Genomic DNA, 6,552 nt, shown 5'->3' on the forward strand with positions numbered 1-6,552 from the left:
CGAGCGCCAGTGCGTCGACCTTGCGGTCCGCGCATTCGAGGTCCACACCGACCGGATGCCCGACGCAGAACGCGGCGAGCGCAAGCTCACCGCTGTGCGAGAGGTTGAACTGGAGATCGACGTCGCTCGATCCGGCGGCGAGTCCGGGCTTGCCGTGCGCGCCGTACTCGAAGTGCAGCGAACCGGGCGATTGCATGAGGTAGCCCCCGACGAGCACGCGCAGCGCCCCACGCGCCACGCGGTAGCGCCGCACGTCGTCGGTATGTCGGAAACGCCCGGCCCGCGCTGCCTCATCGGGTGCGAGATACGCGGTGAGCGCGGCGACGGTATCCGCAGCGGCGTCGAGCGCAAACAGCCACAGGTGCACTTCGGCATGAGGCAGGGGAAGCATGGGGAGCACCGGAATTGCGGCCGGAAGTGGCGAAAGGCGTCGATTATAATGACCGCCGACCCGCGTCCCGGTGTCCTCCCCTACCCCGAAAAGAGAAGAAGCCGCTTGTTCCTGCTCAAGCTCCTGTCGCACCTGCCGTTGTCGGTGCTCTACCTGCTCGCGCCGCTGGTGTACTTCATCACCTATCACCTGCTCGGGCATCGCAAGCACGTCCTCTTCGACAACCTGCGCCAGAGCTTCCCGCGCAAGTCGGAGGCGGAGATCGTCGCGCTCGCGAAGCGCAATTTCCGCAATTTCTCCGACGTGCTGATCGAGATGCTGAAGGGCATCACCATACGCAACGAGGAAATCCTGCGCCGGGTCGACCTGCAGAACATCGAGCCGCTGCTCGAACACGCGCAGCGCAAGCAGCCCATGGTCATCCTCACCGCCCACCAGTGCAACTGGGAGTGGCTGCTGCTCGCGGCCTGTCTGCGCCTGCCCTTCCCTCTCGACGTCGTCTACAAGCCGCTCGACCACGACCCGTTCGACGACGTCATGCGGCAGGCGCGCGGGCGCTTCGGCGGCACGCTCATCGCCCCAGAGAATTTCCTCGCAACCATCATCCAGCGCCGGGGACAGGCCGTCGGCTTCGTGATGAACGCGGACCAGACGCCGCTCAAGGAGGAAGAGAAGCTCTGGACGAAGTTCCTCGGTCGCGACACCGCGTTCTTCGTCGGTGCCGACAAGATCGCGCGCATGACCCGGGCGCCGGTGTACTTCGTCGCCATGCGCCGCCGCGCGCGCGGCTACTACGAGGCGCACATCTCGGAGCTCGCGCGGCCGCCCTTCCCGGTCGGTGGCTATCCGATCGTCGAGCGCTACGTGCTCGCCCTCGAAGGACTCGTGCTCGAATCCCCCGAGGACTGGCTCTGGGTCTACAACAAGTGGAAGTACAGGAAGCCGCTCTACGGCTGACGGATCGAACTACGCCAGCGTCGGCTGGCTCACCCTTGAATCGAGGTAGGCCGCGAGCTTGCCGATGGTGGGGTAATCGAAGAAGTCCGTGATCGCGAGCTGGTTCGGCCACTTCTCCTCGATCCGCTCGTGGATCTGCGCGAGTACGAGAGAACTCGTTCCGAGCTCGAAGATGTTGTCGTTGACGCCGATCTCGCGGCCCGGGATGAGCTCGCGTGCGATCGCGAGGAGCTCCTGCTCGAGGGCGCCGGACGGGTGCTGCTCTGCCGCGTCGGGTCGCGGTTCCAGCGCCTCCAGCCCGTTGATCGCCGCGTCGAATTCACCCGCGAGGTAGCGGTCGCGCAGCAGGAAGCGCTGCACCTTCCCGCTGGTCGTCTTCGGAATCTGCGCGACGGGAATGACGCGCGCGAGCGCGACCCCGGCACCTTCCGTGATGCGCGTGCGCACCGTCTGCGCGATCGGCACGAACTCCTCCAGGCTCTTGCGGTGGAGAATGAACGCGACCACCTCGTCGGCCGCCGCGTTCGGCGCTCGCACGCCGCAGAGCGCCGCCTTGCCCAGCCCCGCTTCCGGCATCGACTGCAGCAGCGCTTCGAGGTCCTGCGGGAAATGGTTCTGGCCGCCGGAGAATATGATGTCCTTCGCGCGGCCGGTGATCACCAGCTCGCCCTGGTGCACGAAACCGACGTCGCCGGTGTCGAGCCAGCCGTCCTTCCTGAACTCGACGCCATCGCCCTCTGTGCCCGAGTAGTAGCCGATGGTGACGTTGTCGCCGCGGATCTCGATGTGACCGATGCTGCCTTCGGACAGCACCGCCCCGCCATCGTCACTGATCCGCAGCCCGACGTGCTTGAGGGGACTACCCACCCTGACGAGGCGCATCGCCTTCGGGTCGTCGGCGTCCAGCATTTTCGCCGGTGAGCCGATCGCCAGCGACTCGCGGTCGACCGCGATGACCTGGATCTCGCGATCGAGCGGAGGAAACGTGACCGCGACACTCGCTTCCGCCAACCCATAGACCGGAAAGATTGCCGACGCCCTCAGGCCGCTAGGGGCCAGCGCCGTGCTGAACTCGCTGCACAGATCCGGTGAGATGGGTTCGGCGCCGTTCATGATGATGCGCACCCGGGACAGGTCCAGACCGTCGGACTTCGCGTGATCGAACGCACGCAGGTAGTGCCGATAACCGAAGTTGGGCGAGCCCAGTACCGTCGCGTGCTTTTCCGTTGCCTTCTTCATCCACAGCAGGGGGCGACGGACGAATAGCTCGGTCGGCAGGAGGTGCTGTTCGAGGCTCAGCGCAAGCGGCGTCAGGTGAAATCCGATCAGCCCCATGTCGTGCGTAAGGGGCATCCACGACAGGGTCGCGTCTTGGGTGGAGAAACCCGTCGCGGTGACGATGCCGTCCAGGTTCGCGGTGATGTTACGGTGGGTGAGCTGCACGCCCTTCGGGCTGCTCGTCGATCCGGAGGAAAACTGGATCAGCGCGATGTCATCCGGTCGAACTGCCTCGCGCTTGCCGCGTGCGCTGCTTTCTTCGATCTGATCGAGATGAATGGCACGCGCTGCGAGTTTCTCCGCCTGCGCGCCGAGTCCAGCGCTCTGGGCGAAGGTCTGGTAGCGCTCGAAGATCTTCTCGCCGGAGCACAGAAAGGGGTCGCCCAGGCGTTCGGCGACGTGCAGCAGGCGCATGCGCTGTTCCTCGTTGTTGCCGACGGCGATCGGCACGGCGATGATGCGCCCGAGCTGACACGCCCAGAACGCGTCGATGAATTGCTCATTGGAAGCGAGCAGCAGGATCATGTGCGCACCCGGCTGCGCCCCTTTCGCCTGGAAGTGGTGCAGCAGGGCGAGTGCGCGCTCGTAAATCTGCGCGTAGGAAACGGTGACTTCGTTGTGCTCACCTTCGATGTAGGTGATGCCCAGCGCGGTCTTGCGGGCGGTGTCGAGCGCGGCGACCAGGGTGTCGTGTTTCATCTCGAGGAGTCGATAGGAAGAAGGGTGATTCATCACGACCGCTCCAACGGCCGCATGTGGATCGCTTCGCGCGGCCGCAGGTTCACCTGCGGTTCAAGCGCCGGCGGAGCGTCGCCCAGATACTGCAGGTCGAACTCGCGTGCCATGACGAAGAAATGGATCTGCATCTCGAGGATGGCGAGCTGCTCGCCGATGCAGCGCCGCGGCCCGGCCCCGAACGGGATGTAGGCGCACATGTGGCGGCCCTCGTCCACGCCGGGGTCGAAGCGCTCGGGGTCGAAGCGCTCGGGATCCGGCCAGAAATCCGGATGCCGGTGCACCATGTAGGGTGCGACGAAGACGTGCGCGCCCGGCTCGATCTCGAATCCGCCGACTTCGACCGGCACCGTCGCCTTGCGGGTGAGCAGCCAGCCCGGCGGATAGAGCCGCAGCGACTCCTCGATCACCTGCCGCGTGTAGACGAGTTGCTGCACGCTCTCCACCGTCATCGGCAGGTCTTCCGGCAGACCGGCGATCTCCTGCCGCAGCCGCGCGGCAACCTGCGGATGCTGCGAAAGCAGGTACCAGGTCCACGTCAACGCGCTCGCCGTCGTCTCGTGTCCGGCGATGATGAGCGTCATGATCTCGTCGAGCAGCTCGCGATCGCTCATCGACTCGCCGGTGGCACGGTCGCGCGCGTCCATCAGCATCGAGACGAGATCGAACGGACGCCGGTCCTCGCGGCGGCGGCGTGCGATGGTGTCGAGGATGATCTCGCCCAGCGCGCGAAAGCGCGCCGCGAACTGGAGATTGCGGGCCGATTCCTCGGTGACCAGCAGGAACGGATTGGAGCCGTGCTCGGCGACGATGCGCGCGAGATCCTCGCTGAAGATGGAATCCAGCACCAGCGCGAGCGTCATGATGCTCGTGTCGTCGTCGATGTTGATGGTGCCGCCGTCGCGCGCAGTCGCACGCCACGCGTCGCGCAGTTCGAGGTTCTGCCGGTGCACCATCGGCAGGAAGCGCGAGAGGATCGTGCGATGGAATCCGGGCTGGATCATGCGCCGCTGGCGGTGCCAGAAGTCGCCTTCGCTCGTCATGATGCCGTGCCCGAGCAGGATCTTCACGCGGTCGATGCCGTAACCCTTCACGAAGCTCTTGTAGTGCGTGATCAGCACCTGCTTTGCGTGCTCCGGATGCGCGAACACATACACGTTGCTGCGGGTGACCGGATTGCTGAAGCGGTAGCAGTCGCCGTACGTCTCGAACATTGCCATCAGCTGTGCGAGGGCGTCGTCGGCGAGCGCGATGTCGACCGGCTCGGCCGGTCCTGGAGGTGTTGTCTTGAGCTGGGTCATCACGATGCGATCCCGCGTCTCGCGCGTGGCGTGAACGCCCTCTCGGGCGGGCTTTCGCGGGCTGGTCTGCGGATCCGCTATTCTACCTGAGCCCTGCTGCTTCCTGCGCATGGAGGGACTTCGTCATACCCAGGGGTGACGTCGTGGAGTATCATCACGCGAGCTTAAGCCGGGTTGCGGCGGCGCTCGCTCATGGTGCGGCCTGCGCCGCAGAGTCGAGACGTCTGCAGAGCACACGGCAACTTTCACCCTCTCCGATCGGTCCCATCACGGATTTTTCGAAGCCTTGCCTGGAGTAACTGGATGACATTTGAAGCGCTCGGGCTGTGTCCCGAGCTCATGCGTGCGCTTTCTGACGAGGGTTACACCGAACCTACGCCCATTCAGCAGAAAGCGATTCCGGTGGTGCTCGCAGGGCAGGACGTGATGGCGGCAGCGCAGACCGGCACCGGCAAGACCGCTGCATTCATGCTGCCGATCCTGCAGCGCCTGCAACCGCTGGCCAGCACGAGCGTCTCGCCGGCGCGCCACCCGGTGCGCGCCCTGGTGCTCACGCCGACGCGCGAGCTCGCCCTGCAGGTGGAGGAAAGCGCACGCACCTACAGCCGCCACATTTCGCTGCGCACCGCCTGCGTGTACGGCGGCGTCAACATCGATCCGCAGATCGCGGCGCTGCGGGCGGGCGCGGAGGTCGTCGTCGCCACGCCGGGACGGCTGCTCGATCACCTCAACAGCAAGACCGTGCACCTGGGTCAGGTGCAGTTCCTGGTGCTGGACGAGGCCGACCGCATGCTGGACATGGGGTTCCTGCCCGACATCCGGCGCATCCTCGCGCAGTTGCCGGCCGGACGCCAGAACCTGCTCTTCTCGGCGACGTTCTCGGAGGAGATCCGCCGGCTCGCCGCGCACTTCATGCGCGCGCCGATGATGATCGAGGTGGCTGCGCGCAACGCCGCCGCCGAGAATGTCACTCACGTCGTCCACTTCGTGGAGTCCGAGCGCAAGCGCGACGTGCTGCTGCACTTGCTCGAATCGAGCGACGTGCCGCAGGTGCTGGTCTTCGTTTCGACTCGCGTCGGTGCCGCGCGCCTGTCGCGCTGGCTGGAGAAAGCCGGAGTCGGCGCGACCGCCATCCACGGCGACAAGACGCAGCAGGAGCGACTGGTCGCGCTCGACGGGTTCAAGGACGGCACTATCCGCGTGCTGGTTGCGACCGATGTCGCCGCCCGCGGGCTCGACATCGAGGAGCTGCCTCTGGTGCTGAACTACGAGCTTCCCGACGGTGCGGAGAACTACGTCCACCGGATCGGCCGCACCGGCCGCGCAGGCGCCTCGGGCGAGGCGATCTCGCTCGTCGCGCCCGACGAGCGAGAGCAGCTTCAGGCAATCGAGAAACTGCTCAAGATGAAGCTCAAAGTGGTGCCGCTGCCCGACGTGGGGCCGGTCGAACGGGCGCGCCCGCTGCGCGAGGAGCGCCGCGAGCGGGGCAACACCGTACGCCGCCGCGAATCCCCGCGCGGAGCCGATGTGCGCCCGATGCGGCAGCAGGTGGCGAACGATCCGATCTTCACCCAGCCGTATGTCCCGAGCGAGCCGGGGGAGGACCGTAGCGGCGCGCCTGCAAGCGGCCACCCGGCCCGCACCGGCGAACGCGCGGGCAAGGCCATCCCCGCCCTCCTCCTGCCGCCGGTGCCGGTGCGCCAGGACGGTTAGCCGGTCAGGTTCCACCGAGTTGGCAGCTTCGGTCATGTGCCCGCACGCCGCGGGCGAATCTCCGCCTTCGAAACGCGACCGTGCGCGGTCGCGAGCCTCTGCATGACATCGCCAGCAACGAAGAAGCTGCAGGACCTGATGGGTCGGCCCGACGAGCACATCGACCTCGCGGAGGCG

General features: G+C 66.3%; 5 protein-coding genes. 2 read left to right on the forward strand and 3 right to left on the reverse strand.

Going from position 1 to position 6,552, the window contains the following annotated elements:
- A partial coding sequence (locus JNK68_16915; protein ID MBL8542026.1) for a 4-phosphopantetheinyl transferase occupies window positions 1-391 on the reverse strand: 391 nt, incomplete at its 3' end.
- 105 nt (window positions 392-496) lie between these two features.
- On the opposite strand from JNK68_16915, the gene JNK68_16920 reads away from it, so the two are divergent.
- Complete coding sequence (locus JNK68_16920; protein MBL8542027.1) at window positions 497-1,348, forward strand: lysophospholipid acyltransferase family protein; 852 nt, start codon at window positions 497-499, stop codon at window positions 1,346-1,348.
- Window positions 1,349-1,357: 9 nt separating this feature from the next.
- Here the strand turns inward: JNK68_16920 and JNK68_16925 are convergent, their stop codons facing one another.
- The gene (locus tag JNK68_16925; protein MBL8542028.1) at window positions 1,358-3,325 is read right to left on the reverse strand and encodes a non-ribosomal peptide synthetase; all 1,968 of its coding nucleotides are present in this window, start codon (window positions 3,323-3,325) and stop codon (window positions 1,358-1,360) included.
- 32 nt (window positions 3,326-3,357) lie between these two features.
- Entirely contained in the window at window positions 3,358-4,662 is a 1,305-nt protein-coding gene (locus JNK68_16930; GenBank protein ID MBL8542029.1) for a cytochrome P450, read from the reverse strand.
- 303 nt (window positions 4,663-4,965) lie between these two features.
- Here JNK68_16930 and JNK68_16935 point away from each other — a divergent pair, with 303 nt between their 5' ends.
- Window positions 4,966-6,375: a DEAD/DEAH box helicase gene (locus JNK68_16935; GenBank protein MBL8542030.1), complete on the forward strand. Its 1,410-nt coding sequence runs from the start codon at window positions 4,966-4,968 to the stop codon at window positions 6,373-6,375.
- Window positions 6,376-6,552 lie beyond the last annotated feature (177 nt).

This window comes from Betaproteobacteria bacterium (assembly GCA_016791345.1).
Classification (GTDB): Bacteria; Pseudomonadota; Gammaproteobacteria; order Burkholderiales; family JAEUMW01; genus JAEUMW01.

Bases quoted from the DNA above. Each gene is read 5' to 3' on its own strand.
- JNK68_16925 (MBL8542028.1), bottom strand. From the start codon at position 3,325: ATGAAACACGACACCCTGGTCGCCGCGCTCGACACCGCCCGCAAGACC.
- JNK68_16930 (MBL8542029.1), bottom strand. From the start codon at position 4,662: ATGACCCAGCTCAAGACAACACCTCCAGGACCGGCCGAGCCGGTCGAC.
- JNK68_16935 (MBL8542030.1), top strand. From the start codon at position 4,966: ATGACATTTGAAGCGCTCGGGCTGTGTCCCGAGCTCATGCGTGCGCTT.